Origin of the sequence: Chryseobacterium gregarium DSM 19109 (assembly GCF_000430845.1) — a bacterium.
GTDB classification, from domain to species: Bacteria; Bacteroidota; Bacteroidia; order Flavobacteriales; family Weeksellaceae; genus Chryseobacterium; species Chryseobacterium gregarium.
The window spans coordinates 25401-40768 of sequence record NZ_AUMU01000008.1 but is presented as its reverse complement, the minus strand read 5'-3'; the positions used below and the strand labels follow the sequence as shown (position 1 = coordinate 40768).

General features: G+C 38.7%; 19 protein-coding genes. 12 read left to right on the top strand and 7 right to left on the bottom strand.

Going from position 1 to position 15368, the window contains the following annotated elements:
• Positions 1 to 188 precede the first annotated feature (188 nt).
• Together dprA and H561_RS0109935 are read right to left on the bottom strand one after the other, a co-directional pair.
• Positions 189 to 1298 carry a DNA-processing protein DprA gene (dprA, locus tag H561_RS0109940; RefSeq protein ID WP_027386853.1) on the bottom strand — a complete coding sequence of 370 codons (1110 nt, stop codon included), beginning with the start codon at positions 1296 to 1298 and terminating at the stop codon, positions 189 to 191.
• 34 nt (positions 1299 to 1332) lie between these two features.
• Positions 1333 to 2103, bottom strand: a complete 771-nt coding sequence (locus H561_RS0109935) for a rhomboid family intramembrane serine protease (protein ID WP_027386852.1) — start codon at positions 2101 to 2103, stop codon at positions 1333 to 1335.
• 258 nt (positions 2104 to 2361) lie between these two features.
• On the opposite strand from H561_RS0109935, the gene H561_RS0109930 reads away from it, so the two are divergent.
• The 4 genes from H561_RS0109930 to H561_RS0109910 all read left to right on the top strand — a co-directional run bounded on the left by H561_RS0109930 (position 2362) and on the right by H561_RS0109910 (position 5152).
• On the top strand, positions 2362 to 3288 hold the full coding sequence (locus tag H561_RS0109930; protein ID WP_027386851.1) for a DUF3078 domain-containing protein: 927 nt from the start codon (positions 2362 to 2364) through the stop codon (positions 3286 to 3288).
• 405 nt (positions 3289 to 3693) lie between these two features.
• On the top strand, positions 3694 to 4041 hold the full coding sequence (locus H561_RS0109920; protein ID WP_027386850.1) for a tRNA-binding protein: 348 nt from the start codon (positions 3694 to 3696) through the stop codon (positions 4039 to 4041).
• A gap of 76 nt (positions 4042 to 4117) precedes the next feature.
• On the top strand, positions 4118 to 4822 hold the full coding sequence (locus tag H561_RS0109915; protein WP_027386849.1) for a 3'-5' exonuclease: 705 nt from the start codon (positions 4118 to 4120) through the stop codon (positions 4820 to 4822).
• Positions 4823 to 4825: 3 nt separating this feature from the next.
• A complete protein-coding gene (locus tag H561_RS0109910) occupies positions 4826 to 5152 on the top strand; it encodes an SUF system Fe-S cluster assembly protein (RefSeq protein ID WP_027386848.1) in 327 nt (108 codons plus the stop codon).
• 44 nt (positions 5153 to 5196) lie between these two features.
• On the opposite strand, the gene H561_RS0109905 is transcribed toward H561_RS0109910, so the two are convergent.
• Positions 5197 to 5598 (bottom strand): OsmC family protein, encoded by a 402-nt coding sequence (locus H561_RS0109905; protein ID WP_027386847.1) that lies wholly within the window; start codon positions 5596 to 5598, stop codon positions 5197 to 5199.
• Positions 5599 to 5675: 77 nt separating this feature from the next.
• Between H561_RS0109905 and H561_RS0109900 the strand changes: the two genes are divergently transcribed.
• Entirely contained in the window at positions 5676 to 6203 is a 528-nt protein-coding gene (locus tag H561_RS0109900) for a hypothetical protein (RefSeq protein ID WP_027386846.1), read from the top strand.
• Positions 6204 to 6219: 16 nt separating this feature from the next.
• Here the strand turns inward: H561_RS0109900 and H561_RS0109895 are convergent, their stop codons facing one another.
• Positions 6220 to 7068 (bottom strand): hydroxymethylglutaryl-CoA lyase, encoded by an 849-nt coding sequence (locus H561_RS0109895; RefSeq protein ID WP_027386845.1) that lies wholly within the window; start codon positions 7066 to 7068, stop codon positions 6220 to 6222.
• Between the two features lie 309 nt (positions 7069 to 7377).
• Between H561_RS0109895 and pepT the strand changes: the two genes are divergently transcribed.
• A complete protein-coding gene (gene pepT, locus H561_RS0109885; protein ID WP_027386844.1) occupies positions 7378 to 8625 on the top strand; it encodes a peptidase T in 1248 nt (415 codons plus the stop codon).
• A gap of 172 nt (positions 8626 to 8797) precedes the next feature.
• Entirely contained in the window at positions 8798 to 9043 is a 246-nt protein-coding gene (locus tag H561_RS0109880; RefSeq protein WP_027386843.1) for a hypothetical protein, read from the top strand.
• 58 nt (positions 9044 to 9101) lie between these two features.
• On the opposite strand, the gene thiL is transcribed toward H561_RS0109880, so the two are convergent.
• On the bottom strand, positions 9102 to 10163 hold the full coding sequence (thiL, locus tag H561_RS0109875) for a thiamine-phosphate kinase (RefSeq protein WP_027386842.1): 1062 nt from the start codon (positions 10161 to 10163) through the stop codon (positions 9102 to 9104).
• Between the two features lie 85 nt (positions 10164 to 10248).
• A complete protein-coding gene (locus H561_RS0109870; protein WP_027386841.1) occupies positions 10249 to 10743 on the bottom strand; it encodes an acyl-CoA thioesterase in 495 nt (164 codons plus the stop codon).
• A gap of 101 nt (positions 10744 to 10844) precedes the next feature.
• Here H561_RS0109870 and H561_RS0109865 point away from each other — a divergent pair, with 101 nt between their 5' ends.
• The 4 genes from H561_RS0109865 to H561_RS0109850 are packed head-to-tail and all read left to right on the top strand — an operon-like array spanning position 10845 to position 14019.
• Positions 10845 to 12047, top strand: coding sequence for a BaiN/RdsA family NAD(P)/FAD-dependent oxidoreductase (locus tag H561_RS0109865; protein WP_034761924.1), 1203 nt, complete (start codon positions 10845 to 10847; stop codon positions 12045 to 12047).
• Between the two features lie 10 nt (positions 12048 to 12057).
• Complete coding sequence (locus tag H561_RS22350) at positions 12058 to 12459, top strand: energy transducer TonB (protein ID WP_027386839.1); 402 nt, start codon at positions 12058 to 12060, stop codon at positions 12457 to 12459.
• Between the two features lie 7 nt (positions 12460 to 12466).
• Complete coding sequence (locus H561_RS0109855; protein WP_027386838.1) at positions 12467 to 13105, top strand: DUF2306 domain-containing protein; 639 nt, start codon at positions 12467 to 12469, stop codon at positions 13103 to 13105.
• Positions 13102 to 14019, top strand: coding sequence for a YARHG domain-containing protein (locus tag H561_RS0109850; protein ID WP_027386837.1), 918 nt, complete (start codon positions 13102 to 13104; stop codon positions 14017 to 14019). The genes H561_RS0109855 and H561_RS0109850 overlap by 4 nt, the downstream gene beginning before the upstream one ends.
• Before the next feature lie 13 nt (positions 14020 to 14032).
• Here H561_RS0109850 and H561_RS0109845 read toward each other — a convergent pair whose 3' ends face one another.
• Positions 14033 to 14416 (bottom strand): ribosomal maturation YjgA family protein, encoded by a 384-nt coding sequence (locus H561_RS0109845; RefSeq protein WP_034761921.1) that lies wholly within the window; start codon positions 14414 to 14416, stop codon positions 14033 to 14035.
• A 354-nt stretch (positions 14417 to 14770) separates the two neighbouring features.
• On the opposite strand from H561_RS0109845, the gene H561_RS0109835 reads away from it, so the two are divergent.
• Positions 14771 to 15196 carry an energy transducer TonB gene (locus tag H561_RS0109835; protein ID WP_027386835.1) on the top strand — a complete coding sequence of 142 codons (426 nt, stop codon included), beginning with the start codon at positions 14771 to 14773 and terminating at the stop codon, positions 15194 to 15196.
• Positions 15197 to 15368 lie beyond the last annotated feature (172 nt).

Here is a 15368-nt window from a genome sequence, read left to right as displayed (position 1 = left end):
ATTAGGATTGAATATTATTATCAACAAATTTAATTTTTTTTTCAAGATTCACAACACCTTAATTGATGATTGCTTAAAGTTTAATAAAATATAAACTTAATATTATTAAATCGATAATTTACCCACTAATCTTATTAAATATTAAATGTTATTTGTAAAATAATGCAATATTAAGAAATCATTAATTGTCAGATGGCGATAAATTGCCTCCCCGAAAGTGATTTTACTTTCCCTAAAAGTTCCAATTCTAAAATTACCGGTAAAATTTTATGGGAAGAGAGGTTAATTTTCTCAATCATATCATCCAGAGAAATCTTTGGATGATCGGAAATCACCGATAGTATTGATTTCTGGTTTTCTGTTAATTGGGGCATTACTTCACTCCTCGGAAATAAATCTTCAATTCCTGCCTCAGCTTTATTAAGTCCCAGGTTATCCACGAGATCTTTAACGGTAGAAATTACCGCTGCCTTGTTCTGATAAATCAGATGATTGCAGCCCTGGCTCTGTATGTCCGTAATCTTTCCCGGTAATGCAAAAACTTCCCGGTTATATTGATTGGCAAATGTTGCGGTACTTATTGATCCACCTCCGAATGCAGTCTCCACCACAATGGTAGAAGGTGAAATCCCAGCAATAATCCTGTTTCTCTGAATAAAATTTTCACGGTCCGGTTTCCTTGATGAATTAAACTCTGTCAGTAAAGCTCCGCCTTCCTGCAGGATTTTTTCAGACAGCTTCCTGTTTTTTGCCGGATACAGCAGATGAAAACCGTGTGCCAGCACGGCAACAGTAGGAATGTGATGATGAATAGACTGCTCATGGACTTCTTTATCAACCCCTAAAGCGAGACCGCTTACCGAACTGTAATGGCAGGATTGTGTTTCTTCAAAAAAGTCTTGAATGAACCGGGTCCCGTAAGAAGTCATATTCCGGGTCCCGACAATGCTCACTTTTTCCTTCCGGTCTTCAAAATTCCCTTTTTGGTAAAGGATCGCCGGGGCGTCATCACATTCGTTTAACAGCCGGGGAAGCTCATTAAGGTGCCTGAGGCAAACCTTTATATGATTCTGTTCGCAAAACTTCAGTTCTTGCTCAGCAAATTTCAGGTGTTCCGGATTCCCGATATCAGAAATCAGTTTCCTCCCGAAGCCATCGAGCTTTTTATATTCCTTTCTCGTTTTTTCCCAGGCTTCTCTGGCACCGCCGAAAGTGCGGATAAGTTTGTAAAAATTAATATCACCGATAAGAGCGCATTCGCGCAGGGCGATAGCATAAAGATGTTCTTCAGAGTACATTTGTGTTGTTTTCACAAATGTAGGAAATTCTGTTTTATTTTCCTCTCAATTCATCCAGACGGTCCCAGATGTCATCTTTTTTCTTATAGGGCAGTTCCATGAAATCTTCAGCGTGGTTCTCTTTATATTCCTGCCAGAGCTTGTCATCTTTTTCGCTGTAATAATTCGGAAATTCCCAGATGTATCTTTTCTTTTTGTCCCCCACTTTCTTAAATATGAATGCCAGCGTGACCCCTACTACTGCTCCGGCAAGATGAGCCTGCCAGGAAATCTTACTGGGTTCTTCGAGATTGTTGAACAATTCCTCCGGCAGCATGCCCCAAACCAAACTTCCGTAGTATAAGACCACCAGCAGGGAAATGGTAAGCAAAGTCATATTCCATTTAAAAATACCGCTGAAAAACAGGAAAAAAGCCAGCACATAGACTACACCGCTCGCACCGATGGTACAGGTATAAAGGTAATTTCCTGTCATAATATCAATCGGGGGAAGAAGCCATACCAGTAAGCCTGTAGCCAGCCAGCCTATTACAAAAACTTTATTTGCCACTAAAGGGTAAAACTGATACAGCAAAAACATCAACACTGCAATCGGAATGGAATTTCCTATAATGTGATCTATATTTCCATGCAGGAGCGGAGAGGTGACAATGCCCAGCAGCCCTTCCGGCAATAAGGGGATGATGGCTCCGAAGCAACTTCCAAAAAAGCCGTGCAGCTGCAGGAAATAGCCTGACCACATGGCCGCTAGCATCAGCAAAGGATTGACAATTGCTTTTTTGGAAATCACATTGTTTTTTAACATACCGTTTCTACGTCAAATGAAAAGCCAATGATAAATTTCGGAAAAATTGTCGATGAATTGTTTTACTTACAGTCTCTTTCAGCCAAAAAGTAATGATTTTCGTTAATTTCTTGTTTTCCAGTAAGTTTTTGTCATTGAAATATGAAAGAACAGTTTATCCAATGGTATATAGAGCACATGCCGGACAGTTTCATCGTGGCTGATCAAATTTATATTTAATACTTTTGTAAAAGAGTTTTGTAAAATGAAATCTGAATAATGAAGAAGTTTTTATTACTGCTTACTTTTTCTGCGGGGATTTTTGCCAGCGCACAGAAAGAAATAAAAAAAGATTCTATCGTCACCGACACGGTAAAAAGCTGGTCGGTTTTAGGGAAACAGTCTTTAATGATCAATCAGGCAGCCTTTTCAAACTGGGTCGGCGGCGGAGCAAATAATGTAGGCTGGCTTCTCGGAATTGATTACAACATCACCTATGAAAAAGATAAGGACCTGTGGGAAAACCTTATTCTTTTAAATTATGGTCAGAACGATACCAAAGGACTTGGGATAAGAAAAACCCAGGACGTTATCAACATCTCTACCAATTACGGCAGAAAAGTTTCGGAAAGCTGGTATCTTTCCGTAGGAGCAGGCGTGCAGTCTCAGTTTACAGTGGGATATGAAGACGGCAACAATCCCGAAGCTAAAAAAATCTCCAATTTTATGGCGCCTGGCTATCTGAATCTTGGGATGGGGATCACCTACAGGCCCAGTGACAACGTGAATGTGACCCTTCGTCCCAGCAATGCGAGATGGACTTTGGTTTTAGACAGTGACCTGCAGACTGCAGGAACGTATGGCTTAAAAGCTGACGGGGATCAATCCTTGCTGCAGTTCGGTTTCCTGGGAACAGCTTTGTATAAGTTCAAACTGATGGAGAATATCCATGTTACCAATACCGCTTCCGTTTTTTCGAACTATCTCGATCATCCTGAAAGACTGGTTCTGTCATATGGAATGATTTTAAATTTAAAAGTGAATAAATTTATCTCTTCCAATATTACGGTTGATCTTATGTATGACCACAATCAGATTCAAAAAACACAGCTGAAACAGACTTTAGGTGTCGGCTTTTCCTACATATTGAATAACGGTGTAAAAAGATCTGATAGAAAAGACAGCCAATGGTGGATTAAAAAATAGCAAGACAAAAGTCATGATACCATTTCCGGCGCTGCCTTTTAGGATGTATTTACATTATTTCTACAAAATAATTTTTCGCAGATTGTGGTGATCGTACAGAGTTTTATATAAATCTAAAAAATCAGGAAGAGTAGAATTAAAAATTAGACTTTAAAAGTCTCTCATAGGGTATCAAATATTAAATATAAACCCGCTCTTATATTAAATATATGATAGTATAGTTGATCGGTTCAGGAATCTTAAGAGAGCCTTTAGAATCATGTTTGTCGCTTACGGCCCGTAATTTCCGGTTTGAAAATTATGGTAGATTTCATTATTTTAATACATTTGTTAATGACAGGATCAGGTCCTGTAACATTCAGTATTAAAAAAGAAAACCAAAATATATAATTAATCATTCCAATCATGATCATAAAACCTGAAATCTCATGGGCAGATTTTGAAAAAATAGACATCAGGTGCGGGACCATTATCTCGGTAAACGATTTTGAAAAGGCCAGAAATCCTTCTTATCAGCTGGAAATAGATTTCGGGGATCTGGGCATTAAAAAATCTTCTGCACAAATCACTTCCCTGTATGGAAAAGATGATTTAGTGGGAAAACAGATCCTGGCCGTCGTCAATTTCCCTAAGAAACAGATTGCCAACTTTTTCAGTGAATGTTTGGTATTAGGCGTTTATGGTGAAGACAAAACAGAAGTCACTCTGCTTACCCCTTCCCTTCCCTCAAAAAACGGAATGCCGGTCGGCTAATTCCAACTTAATATTCAAAGCTTTATCATTTAGCAACGTACCGTTAAGCCCAAATCATCAAAAAAATTAAAAACCAATGATACAGAATATTCCTTTAGAAAGAATCTTATTCCTTGATATAGAAACCGTTCCGGGCTTCGGATCCTGGGAACATTTATCAGAAGCAGAACAGATGCTCTGGGATAAAAAAACAAGGTTCCAGAGAAAAGATGAAAGCACGGCAGAGGAATTTTATACGGAAAAGGCCGGTATTATGGCTGAGTTCGGAAAGATCATCTGTATCACCATAGGCATGATTGAAAAAAATGACACTTTAAAAATAAAAAGTTTTGCCGGTGATGATGAGAAGAAACTGCTGCTCGAATTCGGAGAGATTTTCAACAGTCCGAGGCTTCGGGACGTGATCCTATGTGCCCACAACGGAAAAGAATTTGATTTCCCGTGGATTGCCCGAAGATTTTTAATCAACGGAGTGATGCCTCCCGTTCCGTTTCAGATGTTTGGAAAAAAGCCCTGGGAAATTCCTCACCTGGATACCATGGAGCTCTGGAAATTCGGGGATTATAAAAGCTTTGTATCCCTGGAGTTGCTGGCCCACCTCTTCGGGATTCCTACCCCTAAAGACGACATTGACGGATCAATGGTTTCATCAATCTACTACATAGAGAAAGACTTGCAGAGAATAGTTGACTATTGTGAAAAAGATGTATTAACTTTGGCAAATATTTTCCGGCGCATGCGTCAGGAAGATTTGTTGAAAAGGTATATCAATTTAGATTAAAAAATGAAATTTACAGACGATCAGATTGCTGACATTGGTGAAGAAATCATCAAGGTCCTGAAAACCGTGTATGACCCTGAAATTCCGGTGGATATTTATGAGCTGGGGCTGGTTTATGATGTTCAGATCTCCGACGATGCGGATGTTAAAATCATAATGACACTAACTACTCCGAACTGCCCTGTTGCTGAGACGCTTCCTCAGGAGGTTAAAGATAAGGTGGCGGAAGTAGAAGAGGTTAAAAGCGTAGATTTGGAACTTACGTTCGAGCCGAGCTGGCATAAAGATATGATGAGCGAAGAAGCAAAGTTTGAATTAGGCATGCTTTAAATTCAGACATAAAAATAAAAACCGCAGAAATCTCTGCGGTTTTTTTATTGATAAATGAAAACCATGGTCTGTACCAAATCAGGATGAAGGCTTTCTGCAACCGGGCAGTGATGCGCCGTTTCTTCTATAAAAGCTTTCTCCTGATCTGAATATTGATTCGAAAAAACAAAATTGCACACAATTTCTGTAATCCTTCTCGGGTTTGAAGCCATAATTTTCTGCAAATTGCAGTAAGCCCCTTCAATATTGATATTTTTATCTTTACCTAAAATAGCAATGGTGGTCAGTGCACATTCGGCCAAAGAAACTGCGCACAGATCGGTAGGAGAAAACTTCTCGCCTTTCCCGTGATTGTCTGTCGGCGCATCGGTTTCAATGATGGTTCCCGACTGTAAATGTTCCGCAGAGCAGCGTAAACCGCCGATATATGTAATTTTTGAAGTCATTTTATTAAAAATTTAAAGTTAAGTTGTTTTCTTTTTACCAAGAAATTTTTCTTAAATTTAGTAAATATAAGCATCTTATGGTAAAATTCTTCATTTTATTACTGTGTTGGTCGGGCACTGCTTTGGGTACCGGTTCCACAGACAAAGAAGTAAAAAATTCTTTTAAAAAGTTTGATCAATGGTACCAGGCCCATAAAGACTACAGGAAAATCCCGCGCGCCATGTTGAGTAAACACCTGCTCTTTTATATTGATTTAGCTGAAAAAAAAGAAAAAGAATCTTCAGAAAATAGTAAAAGAAGCAGTTCTCCCACAGATAAACCCGAAATGATCGAAAGAGATATATTCAGCAGTTTATATGAAGGCTTTAATGAATATAAGATTTTAGGCTGTACCATTAAAAACAATACGGCCCGATTAAAACTGGAATTAAAAAATACGCATGTTAAACCTATTGCCGTTTGGAATGACGACTGTATCCTCATCAAAGAAAACGGAACATGGAAAATTGATAATTTCATTTTCGGTAAAAAAGGCAACGGCTTCAAAAATACTCACGATATTTTTAAATCTTTCCTGCATTTTGAACAGCCTCCGGTAAAATAATTTCCTCCGCCGCTTTTTAAAAATGAAAAATATCTTTCGCCCTGTTATAAGAACTTTCGAAATTCAACAGGTTCAGTGTATGTTCAGCTTTTTCCACACTCATAAAGTTGATGACCTGCTCGGTCGGCATATTTCCTACCAGATCGTCTTTGGCCATAGGACATCCCCCGATTCCTTTGATGGCAGAATCATATCTCCGGCAGCCTTTATCATATGCCGCTTTCAGTTTTGAATAAGAATCTTCATACCGGTTGTGAAAATGTGCACCGAAATCTATTTCAGGGTACTTTGACGGAATTTTATCAAATAAAACAGAGATGGTCTCAGACGTGGCAACTCCCGTAGTATCAGAAAGTAAAATATTTTTAATTCCTATTTCAGAAAAACGGTTTGCCCAATAATCCACCTCTTCCCATTTCCACATTTCACCGTAGGGATTTCCGAATGCCATTGAAAAATAAATATTCAGTTCTTTTTTCTCGCTTTTTGTAAGCTCCAGCATTTTCATAATATCATCAAAAGCTTCCTCCTGATTTTTATTGGTATTCCTATGCTGAAACGTTTCGGAAATAGAAAACGGGAACCCGATGATATCCACCGATTGATGTTTTAAAGCTTTTTCCGCACCTCTGTAGTTGGCTACAATGGCAGAAACTTTTGTATTGGAACGGGATTTATCTATATTTTCAGCTACTTCGGCAGAATCAGCCATCTGGGGAATTGCTTTGGGAGATACGAAGCTAAGACAATCCAGCACATCAAACCCTACATCCATCAGGGAATTGATGTAATCTATTTTTTGACTGGTCGGGATAAATTCTCCCCAACCCTGCATGGCATCTCGCGGACATTCAGTAAGAAACATTTTTACTTTTTGATTTTTTCAAATATAATAAAACTAAACAATTTAGTCTATGTACCAAACAAAGGTAACATTATTTTGATTCTCAACATTTTATATGTGATTTAAAAATTCAATGCCGGATATAGGATACCGGATCCCCTATTCCGGGCACGAAAAGATAAGCCTGAATGAAAATAATCTCACCAATAAAAACCTAACCTTCATGGATATTACACCATAAGAAATCAGAGGGAAATGAAAATACGTCCCGGCAATATAACCTGTTGTGAGCGAATTACGTTGTATATTTGTATAAAATTTATACGAATAATGAGCGCAATAGAGTTTAACCAGATGTGGAAAGAAAAGTTACTGAACCGTTTTCTTACGTATGTAAAAATATATTCAACCAGCGATGCAGAAAGCGAAACAACCCCTTCTACCGAAAGACAGTGGGATATCGCCAGACATATTGTTGAAGAATTAAAAACCATCGGCCTTGAAGACGTTTCGATTGATGACCACGGTTATATCATGGGCTATGTCCCTTCCAACCTTGAAAATAACACCAAGCCTGTAATCGGATTCATTTCACACTATGATACTTCTCCGGATTTCAGCGGAGAAAATGTAAAGCCGCAGGTTTGGGAAAATTATGACGGAAATGACCTGGTTTTGAATCAGACCACAGGATTTACATTGTCGCCTTCAAAATTTGAAAGCTTAAAACAATATACCGGTCAGACTTTAATTACAACGGATGGAAACACGCTTCTTGGGGCAGACGACAAAGCGGGCTGTGCAGAAATTGTGACAGCCACAGAATATCTGATTGCGCACCCTGAAATCAAACACGGAAGAATTGCCGTTGGATTTACCCCTGATGAAGAAATCGGAAGAGGGGCACATAAATTCGATGTCGCCAAATTCGGGGCCGAATTTGCCTATACCATGGACGGAAGCGAAGTGGGAGAACTGGAATATGAAAATTTCAACGCGGCAGGTGCTGTCGTAAAAATCCACGGTTTGAGCGTGCACCCGGGTTATGCTTTCGGAAAAATGGTGAATGCCGCTTTATTGGCTGCTGAATTTGCTCAAATGCTTCCGGCTGATGAAACTCCGGCTACTACGAAAGGTTTTGACGGTTTTTACCATTTAATGGATTTGAATGCAGATATTTCTGAAGCTAAACTTCAGTATATTATCCGTGACCATGATGCTGATAAATTTGAAGCAAGAAAGAAATTCATGGAGGAAAAAGTGGCTGAATTTAACCAGAAACACGGCGCAGGAACAGCTGAAGTTGAAATTAAGGAGCAATACCGAAACATGAAGCAGCAGTTTGAAGGCAAGATGCACATCATTGATATTGCTGCAGAAGCGATGAAAGAAGCCGGGATTGAGCCTAAAATCAAAGCCATCAGAGGCGGAACAGACGGTGCCCAGTTATCCTACATGGGACTTCCCTGTCCGAATATTTTTGCCGGCGGAATGAACTTCCACGGGCCTTATGAATATGTAGCTTTGGAAAGTATGGAGAAAGCTGTTGAAGTGATTGTAAATATCGTGAAAGCATAAATCCTCTGATCAGTCATAAAACTGATTCTACTTATCATACAACAGAAAAGTCCGGCATCCACCGGACTTTTCTCATAAACACCATTCAATAAGTAAATTATTTGTTACAATACATTCTTTTTATTAATAATTTTATTAAATTCAACACTGTAAATCACAAAATTTTAAAAATATGAAAAATACCAAAAAGCTTTTGAGAAAAGATCTATCTGCCATTCTCGGCGGAATAAATGGCTGCCACAGCAACGGAGATTCTGCTTATTGCTGGACAGACTGTGAATGTACTTTTGGAAAAGCATGTGAAATGAATGATGACGGAAACCCCGGCTCCTGTGTTGCTGTAGGAAGTGGCCCGGGCGGTGGCGGCAACTGTCCTCCCGGAGATCCCAGATGTACCGATCAGCCACAGCCTTATTAAAATACAAACCCCTTGTCAGATCGCTGCCAAGGGATTATTTCTTTATGGTAAGCAATATCTATAGCTGCTGATTTCCCAGAAAAGCATCCCAGCCCTGTGCTGTTAAAGCCATCAACTGATTGGAGCCTCTTGCTACCATGAAATTTCCTTCTTCTTTTTCAACCGCATGACCGATAATCGTAAAGTCTGGATGATTTTTAATCTTATCAAAATCATTTGGTGAAATCGTAAATAACAATTCATAATCTTCACCTCCGCTTAGTGCCGTCATCACCGGATTTAAATTAAATTCATCCGCTGTCGTAATCGTCAGATTATCCATCGGAACTTTCTCTTCGTACAGCCTGAATCCAACTTGTGACTGGTCAGAAAGATGAAGGATTTCCGAAGCTAGGCCGTCTGAAATATCAATCATAGAAGTTGGTTTAATATCCAGCTGTTCCAAAATTCCTTTTACATCCGTTCTCGTTTCCGGTTTCAGCTGCCTTTCCAGAATATAATCGTACCCTTCCATCTCAGGCTGCATATTCGGATCCGCTAAGAACACAGCGTGTTCCCTTTCTAAGATCTGAAGCCCCATATATGCTCCGCCTAAATCACCGGTTACCACAAGAAGGTCATTGGGTTTTGCCGTACTTCTTTTGACAATATTTTCGTCATTTTCAAGCCCGATAGCCGTAATGCTCATGACCAGCCCTGCATTGGAACTCGTGGTGTCTCCGCCAATCAAATCCACCTTATATCTTGTGCAGGCTGCCTGGATCCCGGCATAAATCTCTTCCAGCGCTTCCACCGGAAAACGGTTGGAAACCGCCAGGGAAACCAGGATCTGTGTCGGCGTAGCATTCATCGCTGCAATATCACTAAGATTTACTACAACGGCTTTATAGCCCAAATGCTTCAGCGGAACATAGCCTAAATTGAAATGCACCCCTTCTGCCAGAACATCGGTGGTAAGGACCACTTTTTTATTTTCAGGATTGATAACGGCTGCATCATCCCCCACGCCGAGTTCAGAAGATCCGTTGACTAACGGAAAATGTTCTGTCAAATGTTTTATTAAGCCGAATTCTCCTAATTTTGATATCGGTGTCAGTTCCGGTTCTTTATCTTCAAACATATCTTTTAATTATAAGTGATAACTGATAGATGATAAATGATTTTGAGGATGCTTATTCTGTCAATGATCATTTATGTCTTATCATTTATTGGTTAAATTTTGCCGGGTCAATATTTTCCGGGCGGAAAGGAAGTTTTTTAAAATCTTCTCTTGTCAAAACTACGGTTTCCGGAGATTTGTATTTATTCATGGCTTCTACCACATCCTCGGGCGGGGTGGTCATTTTTCTCAGCATGGTATCAATCCATACTCCCGTGGCTTCAGAAGTGGCGCAGTGCTCTCCTTCCGGCGTATAAAACTTATGCACAAAGCGATAAATGGAACAATCTTCCGCACAGGCATCAATTTCCAGACTTACAACAACGGTCTGATCTGCAAATATTTCCTTGAAAAAAGAAAATCTTTCATGCATGATGACAGGACCGATTCCCCATCGGCTCATTTGCGTAACGCCCATTTTTTCCTGCTTCATAAAAGCCATTCTCGTTTGTGCACAGTATTGCACGTAGGATGAATTTGCTAAATGTTTGTTGGCATCAAGATCACTCCAGCGCACTTCGAATGTATGGTAAAAAATCATTTGAAAATCGGTTTTATTATATTCTTCAAAATTACTCAAATAAGATGGTTTATAAAAATTGTAGTTTTGCAAAAATAATCTTGAGCATAAGATTAAAGACTATGAAACAAATGATCATTATCGGAGGCGGGGCGGCCGGGTTTTTCTGTGCGGCCAATCTCGATGCCGCAAAATACAATGTTACTATTCTGGAACAGAATTCCGATGTCCTGCAAAAAGTAAAAATTTCCGGTGGCGGAAGGTGTAATGTCACGCATGCCTGTTTTGATCCCAGGGAGCTCGTTCAGTTCTATCCCCGGGGAAACAAAGAACTGTTAAGCGTGTTCACCAGGTTTCAGCCTGGAGACATGATGGACTGGTGCGAGCAGCGGCATGTTCCATTAAAGATAGAACAGGACAACCGGGTTTTCCCGGAAAGCAATTCTTCGCAGACCATTATCAATACTCTGCTGAATGAAATACAGCAAAAAAACATTGAAGTTAAAACCCAGTGTTCCGTAAAGGAAATCCAGCGGAATGATGAAAAATATGTTATTAAGACCAGTTTAGGAGATTTTGAAGCGGATGCCGTGATTTATACGACGGGAAGCTCCCCGAAATCCCTGAAGATTATTGAAAACCTCGGTCATAAAATCATTGGCCTTGTGCCTTCCCTTTTTACGTTCAATATCAAGGATGATCTGCTAAAAGACTTGGCCGGCACCAGCTTTGAAATGGCTGAAACGTCTATTCCCAGCCTGAAAACGGAAGAGAGCGGCCCCTTATTGATTACCCACTGGGGACTTTCAGGGCCTGCCATCCTGAAACTGTCTGCATGGGAAGCAATCAATCTGGCGAAAGTAAAATACCAGTTTGAAATTGAAGTCAATTTTATTTCAAAAAGCATTGATGAGGCTGAAGAAATGTTTCAAAAGTTTAAATTATCCAATCCTAAGAAAACCATTGGCCAGTCGAAGATCTTTGAAGTAACCAACAGGTTCTGGCAGAAAGTTTTGGATGTCTCGAAAACGGATCTTAATAAGCAGGCCGCAAACATTTCCGGTAAAGAGATGCAAAATATCATTGAAAATTTATGCCGAAAAAAATTCCAGGTAACCGGAAAGTCAACGTTCAAGGATGAATTTGTAACTGCAGGAGGAGTTGATTTAAAAGAGATTAACTTTAAAAATATGTCTTCGAAAATTTTGCCTAACTTTTACATTGCCGGAGAAGTACTGAATATTGATGCCATAACGGGAGGCTTTAATTTCCAGGCATGCTGGAGCGAGGCATGGCTGATTGCACAGGATCTGAATAATTTATAAAAACTACAACATGAAAAAATTACTCGTATTTATTTTATTGGTAAGTTCTATTAGAATTTTTTCACAAGAAATTGCTTCCAAAGAAGTAAATATTGATGTGAACAACATTTATGAAAAGGTTGATAAAATGCCTGAATATCCCGGAGGAATCAATGCTTTCCAAAAAAAGTTTTCCCAAGCTTTTGATAAGAGTAATATATCAGAAACGGGTAATATGAGTACAGAAGCACAATTTGTAGTTTCTAAAGAAGGTTTTATTACTGAAATTGTAGCCTTGGGAAATAGCACGTCTCTCAATCAAGAAGTTGAAAGAGCAATATATACTGTAAAAGAAAAATGGACTCCCGCACAGATCAATGGGAAAACCGTCAATTTTAGATTCAGATTACCTGTTAAAATGAATATACCTTAATTCAAAAATGCTTTCAGCTAAAAAGAATATTTTCAATTTTCTAAAAATCCTTTTCATCATCGGGTTCGGCTATTTCTTTTGGCTGATGCTGAACATTACGCTGGAATATGTTCCTTTAAAAACGGAGGTGAGTTTTTTAATGATCAAGCAGACGGAGGTTACAGACAGGCCGGAATATCTTTACTTTTTCTATACCCATGTGTATACCAGTATTTTTGTTTTGATGACTGGGTTTTTAGCCATTCTCAGAAAAGATTTTGCATTAAAAAATTTCCATAAAAACACGGGGAAAATGTATATTTCCCTCATTCTAATTTTTGCCGCGCCTTCCGGAATATACATGGGGGTTTTTGCCAATGGTGGAATTTTTGCTAAGATTTCTTTCGTTATGCTGGGATGCTTTTGGTGGCTTTCGACGTTTAAAGCTTATCTGCTGGCCCGACAGAAAAGATTTAAAGAGCATCAACAGTGGATGTGGCGGAGTTTTGCATTGACTTTATCTGCCATAACTCTGCGCATGTGGAAAGTAATTATCGTATATTTATTCCATCCGCACCCGATGGATGTCTATCAGATCATTGCATGGCTGGGATGGGTTCCCAACCTATTATTAATTGAATATTTAATCACAAAAAAACAGATATGAAAATTTTAAAATTAATGGCAATCGGTTTATTTACCATCAGCTTAACAGGCTGTAAAAAAGACTCAACAGAAAATAAACCGTCAAAAGAAAGCCTTACGGCAAAAAAAGATTCTGTAGTAGCCCCGGAAATCCATAAGGAATACTATGGAATTTACATGGGCGACTTTGCAGGGAAAGACATGATCACTTCCGAAGACGGCGATCAATATGAAGGGGATATTTATAAGAAAATTTCTTTAAAAATCAACAGGATTACCCAAGACAGCGTTTACGGACAAAGTATTTTAGACGGGAATCAAAGGCCTTTCCGCGGTGTTTTTAATGAAGCGACAAAATCTTTTGTACTGGATGAACCCGGTAATGATAAAACCGACGGAAGGTTTGAAATCAAACTTAACAATGACAGCCTTACGGGAAGCTGGAATGCATTTAATAAAGCCGCTGTTAAAGCGCCTCTGAAAACGGTAAAACTGGTCAGAAAGGAGTTCAGTTACAATCCTAATTTTATGCTAAGCCCTGATAATGATCTGATTGACTGGGAAAATCCCAAAAATTTTGTAGAAAAATATACGGATGAAGAAACCGGGAAAACAGAAAGCTATACCGCTTCCAAGAACAGGATTGCTTCTGATGCCGTATTTAAAATCAATGCCTCTAAGCAGAAGCTGACCGAAAAAGACCTTAAAAATCTTCGTAAGCTGGATATGGAAATTATTAAAAATTCCATTTTTGCAAGACATGGCTATTCGTTCAAAAAGGCAACCTACAGGAATTTCTTTGAGCAGACTGATTGGTACATCCCCGTTTCAAATAACGTCGATAATGATCTTTCCCCGATGGAAAAGGAAAATGTAGCCCTGCTGAACCGCTTTATCAAATATGCGGAAGATAAATATGACAGCTTCGGGAGGTAATTAATGTATCTTTTTACTTTTTACTTTTTACTTTTAATAATAAAAACATCAGTACACATCCTGCTAAATAACACAAAATATCAACCCAGGAAAAGGAATTCCCGATGACAATATACATCAGGCTGCCACGTTGAAAGCCCAACCGTTCTGCAATATTAAAGTATTGGGCAAACTCGATAAGGCAGGAAAAAATAAAGATCCCTGCAATTAGCCTATTATTATTGTGAATAATAAAGACACTTTTGATGAATGTATAGAGCAATATAACAACAATAACATCTCCGAGATAAGCCCTTACAAAGAAAATATCCTTTAACTTTGTAGCGATGAACACCTCAGCGATAAAAAGCCAAAGGGTAAGCAGAAAATAGGTTATATTGAATTTTATTTTGATCATCTGAATATATATCGTAGCCTGAATGCTGTTAAATGAATCACTATTGTTATGGCAGATTTATATTTTTAATTTTTATCCCCCCGGTTCTGTTGTGCATGTATTATACAGGCTTTATCGTGCTTGCAAAATTAAAGATAAAGCAGCCTGATAAAAAGATAAAAACGCACATATTAAGAATTTTTTCCGGGCTTACGGTATTTTCCATACTGACAATGTTTGTTTTACTGGTAAAATGGATTGTCACTTCATCCGGGGTTCAGGCTTTATAACATCAACAGGCCGGGGCCAATGATATAGATACAGGTGGCTCCGGTTCTTTTTACTTTCTTGAAAACCTACTTTATTTTTACAGATATGAAAAAGACAGTAATTTTTTTAACTTTGTATTTCAGCATTTCGATTGCAGCACAGGATTACAGTTCCGTATCACAGCTCCCGGATTATGCGGTTTTGAAAACAAAAATGAAACTCAGTGATGTGGTTACCAAAGCAGATACGCCTGCAGAATTCCCCGGCGGCATGGAAAATTTCAAAAAGCAGTTTGCGGAAAAGATGGATGTTATTGATGTAAAATCAAAACAGATCAATACCCGTGTCTATTTCATCGTGGAGAAAACCGGATATGTAAGGTATGTAACGGCAGTCAGTGATAACAAACAGCACGGACAGGCTGCAGAAGTAGCGGTAAGGAGACTGTTTGTAAGATGGAAGCCTGCCACCGTTAATGGTGAACCTGTACGTTACCTATATACTTTTCCCCTGACTTTGAAAAAATATTAAAGTTTATTTTTTGTAGAAACTTTTATAATAAACCTTTTTAAACTTAATTATAAAAATTGTCACCAGAAGAGATTATCATGATCTCACACCTTATTTCATTAACTATTATTATATCAGTAACTTTAGCACAATTTTATTACTCACTATTTGTTGAATTGACATAAATTATGTA

What these genes read in the sequence shown, in the direction of transcription:
- thiL (WP_027386842.1), bottom strand. Translation starts at nt 10,163, where the DNA reads ATGTTTGAAGATAAAGAACCGGAACTGACACCGATATCAAAATTAGGA.
- H561_RS0109915 (WP_027386849.1), top strand. Translation starts at nt 4,118, where the DNA reads ATGATACAGAATATTCCTTTAGAAAGAATCTTATTCCTTGATATAGAA.
- H561_RS0109920 (WP_027386850.1), top strand. Translation starts at nt 3,694, where the DNA reads ATGATCATAAAACCTGAAATCTCATGGGCAGATTTTGAAAAAATAGAC.
- dprA (WP_027386853.1), bottom strand. Translation starts at nt 1,298, where the DNA reads ATGTACTCTGAAGAACATCTTTATGCTATCGCCCTGCGCGAATGCGCT.
- H561_RS0109935 (WP_027386852.1), bottom strand. Translation starts at nt 2,103, where the DNA reads ATGTTAAAAAACAATGTGATTTCCAAAAAAGCAATTGTCAATCCTTTG.
- H561_RS0109895 (WP_027386845.1), bottom strand. Translation starts at nt 7,068, where the DNA reads ATGTTTCTTACTGAATGTCCGCGAGATGCCATGCAGGGTTGGGGAGAA.
- H561_RS0109905 (WP_027386847.1), bottom strand. Translation starts at nt 5,598, where the DNA reads ATGACTTCAAAAATTACATATATCGGCGGTTTACGCTGCTCTGCGGAA.
- H561_RS0109865 (WP_034761924.1), top strand. Translation starts at nt 10,845, where the DNA reads ATGAAACAAATGATCATTATCGGAGGCGGGGCGGCCGGGTTTTTCTGT.
- H561_RS0109855 (WP_027386838.1), top strand. Translation starts at nt 12,467, where the DNA reads ATGCTTTCAGCTAAAAAGAATATTTTCAATTTTCTAAAAATCCTTTTC.
- pepT (WP_027386844.1), top strand. Translation starts at nt 7,378, where the DNA reads ATGAGCGCAATAGAGTTTAACCAGATGTGGAAAGAAAAGTTACTGAAC.
- H561_RS0109835 (WP_027386835.1), top strand. Translation starts at nt 14,771, where the DNA reads ATGAAAAAGACAGTAATTTTTTTAACTTTGTATTTCAGCATTTCGATT.
- H561_RS0109910 (WP_027386848.1), top strand. Translation starts at nt 4,826, where the DNA reads ATGAAATTTACAGACGATCAGATTGCTGACATTGGTGAAGAAATCATC.
- H561_RS0109930 (WP_027386851.1), top strand. Translation starts at nt 2,362, where the DNA reads ATGAAGAAGTTTTTATTACTGCTTACTTTTTCTGCGGGGATTTTTGCC.
- H561_RS0109850 (WP_027386837.1), top strand. Translation starts at nt 13,102, where the DNA reads ATGAAAATTTTAAAATTAATGGCAATCGGTTTATTTACCATCAGCTTA.
- H561_RS0109880 (WP_027386843.1), top strand. Translation starts at nt 8,798, where the DNA reads ATGAAAAATACCAAAAAGCTTTTGAGAAAAGATCTATCTGCCATTCTC.
- H561_RS0109845 (WP_034761921.1), bottom strand. Translation starts at nt 14,416, where the DNA reads ATGATCAAAATAAAATTCAATATAACCTATTTTCTGCTTACCCTTTGG.
- H561_RS0109900 (WP_027386846.1), top strand. Translation starts at nt 5,676, where the DNA reads ATGGTAAAATTCTTCATTTTATTACTGTGTTGGTCGGGCACTGCTTTG.
- H561_RS22350 (WP_027386839.1), top strand. Translation starts at nt 12,058, where the DNA reads ATGAAAAAATTACTCGTATTTATTTTATTGGTAAGTTCTATTAGAATT.
- H561_RS0109870 (WP_027386841.1), bottom strand. Translation starts at nt 10,743, where the DNA reads ATGATTTTTTACCATACATTCGAAGTGCGCTGGAGTGATCTTGATGCC.